The organism is Salipiger sp. HF18, from assembly GCF_011806505.1.
Classification (GTDB): domain Bacteria; phylum Pseudomonadota; class Alphaproteobacteria; order Rhodobacterales; family Rhodobacteraceae; genus Salipiger; species Salipiger thiooxidans.
Window position 1 is genome coordinate 1 of record NZ_JAATOS010000619.1, and the last position, 2,074, is coordinate 2,074.

General features: G+C 66.0%; 3 protein-coding genes. All 3 read right to left on the reverse strand.

Features of this window, described 5'->3' with window-relative positions; genetic code table 11:
• A partial coding sequence (locus HC022_RS24975) for an FIST signal transduction protein (protein ID WP_254885264.1) occupies positions 1–844 on the reverse strand: 844 nt, incomplete at its 3' end.
• A gap of 70 nt (positions 845–914) precedes the next feature.
• A complete protein-coding gene (locus HC022_RS24980; protein WP_008885258.1) occupies positions 915–1,616 on the reverse strand; it encodes a response regulator in 702 nt (233 codons plus the stop codon).
• A gap of 91 nt (positions 1,617–1,707) precedes the next feature.
• Positions 1,708–1,821 carry an entericidin EcnA/B family protein gene (locus HC022_RS24985; protein ID WP_008885260.1) on the reverse strand — a complete coding sequence of 38 codons (114 nt, stop codon included), beginning with the start codon at positions 1,819–1,821 and terminating at the stop codon, positions 1,708–1,710.
• Positions 1,822–2,074 lie beyond the last annotated feature (253 nt).

Here is a 2,074-nt window from a genome sequence, read left to right on the forward strand (position 1 = left end):
CGTGCTCGTCGACGCGCTGGATCGAGCGCACGTGGTGGCTGTCGCCAAGCCGCACCACCACCGGGTGGGCGGCGAAGGTGAAGGTGTCGAGCTGGTGAGGGTCCTTGCCCAGCAGCCGGGCGTATTCGGCGGCGGCGGGCGAACCGTTGATCTCCATCACCATGCGGCTGTCGGGATCGGCGCGGGTGACGACCATGCGGGTTTCAGTCGGGCGCAGGTGGTCGATGCTGAACACCTTGACCGGGCAGCGGCTGCGCACCAGCGCCAGCAGCGCAGCGTTGCGCCGGACCCGGCCATTCCACGACAGCCACGTGGCGCCGAAGTCGGTTCCGTCGCCGGTCGACCCTCCGAAAAGCGGCATCGGCCCCATGGCCGAGGCCAGGATGGAGGCGAGATTCTCTTCCTGCATCGACAGCCTGTCGACCATCAGAAAGGCGAATTCCGACCCCTTATCAGGAGCTTCCACATTGAGGCTCATGCGGCGCTGGATGAGCTGGTCGATCACCCGGCGGTCGTCGAGCGTGTCGAGATTGTCGATCGCCAGCGCGTCCACGGTGAACAGCGCCGACGGGAAGCCGATGGCGATGATCTGGCCTTCCTCGTAGCCGCTGCGGCCGATCTCGCCGGCGGTGGTGCAGGCAAAGACGTCGGCCTTGCCGAAGGCGCCGCTGAAGGCCCGGTTGAGCGCTGCGAAATCCGCCTGTGGCGAGACGAAGAAACACACCAGCTCGAACGGTCCGGGACCGAGCTGCGCCGAGATCGCGGCGACAGCGTCGCGCGCGTCGCAGGGCACCTGAGCAAGGCTCAGGGCGCCGTTGGCGTCCGAGGCACGGGTGTCCGTCATGTCCTCCCCCGAGGAGCGCGGCATGGCGCAGTCCAAGACATCGACCCTCCCAAGCGATGTGGCGGACAGATTACGGCGCGGCACCTTCGTTTGGCAAGACCCGGCTGAAATGCGCCTCCTGCGCGATCAGCACCGCCTGCGTGCGGCTGTGAACGCCGAGTTTCCGCATGATTGCAGTGACATGCGCCTTGACCGTGGTCTCGGCGATGGAGAGGTCATAGGCGATCTGTTTGTTGAGCTTGCCCTCGCAGATCAGCGACAGGATCCGGGCCTGCTGGCCGGTGAGCGTCGCCAGCCGTTCGAGCGCATCGCCGGGGCCGTCCTCGCCGGGGCCCTGCGGGTCGATGTAGCCGTCGGGGGTGAAGGCCTCGCCCCGGGCCATGGCCTCGAAGGCGCGACGGAACACCGAGCGCTGCGAGTGCTTGGGCACGAAACCGTCGGCCCCGGCCTTGAGCGCCTGGCTGATCATCCGGTTGTCGGCCATGGACGAGGCGATGATGATGGCGGCTCGGGGGGCGGCATTGCGCAGCCGCACCAGCCCGTCCAGCCCGTTCACGTCGGGCAGGTTGAGGTCGAGGATCACGAGGTCGGGCGGCTCGCCCTGCGCCACGATGTCGAGCGCCTTCTCAAGCGTCCCCGCCGTGCGGATCTCTTCGAAATCCGCGATGGATTGCAGCGTCAGCGTGAGCGCGTCGCAGAACAGCGGGTGGTCGTCGACCACCAGCGCCCGCGACTGCCCGCGTTCCGACAGGATTTCGGCTCGTTCTCTCATCTTGGCGGCTCTTCCGTGTCCTCGCTCCCGTTCCACAGGATAGCGCGTCCGAGGGCCTGCGTAAAACGTGCCAAAAGGTCTAAGATCGGGATCAGAACCAGCTCTCGACGGTCCTCGAGGCCGAGGAGATGTCCTGACCGACGCCGTCGATGGTGCCGCAGGCCGCGACAAGGGCCACGAAGGCCAGAAGGATTGCCTGTTTCATCTGTCTGCTCGCTTCATTTGTCTTTGTTGGTCTTGGTGCCTGTGGGGTGTTCCCCTGACCGTGTTGCCCGGCCATGTACGCCATATTAGCGCGTATCGTCAGTCCTGCCACCACCATGCGTTTGGCATCCAGTCGGTCCAGTCGCCGTAGACGGGCAGGTGATCGGGGTACTTCAGTTCCTTGACGTGGGCGATCCGCGAGACGTTCCACTGGTAGATCGGGATCACGTAGCGCCCGGTGGTCAGGATCCGAT

What these genes read in the sequence shown, in the direction of transcription:
- HC022_RS24980 (WP_008885258.1), bottom strand. Translation starts at nt 1,616, where the DNA reads ATGAGAGAACGAGCCGAAATCCTGTCGGAACGCGGGCAGTCGCGGGCG.
- HC022_RS24985 (WP_008885260.1), bottom strand. Translation starts at nt 1,821, where the DNA reads ATGAAACAGGCAATCCTTCTGGCCTTCGTGGCCCTTGTCGCGGCCTGC.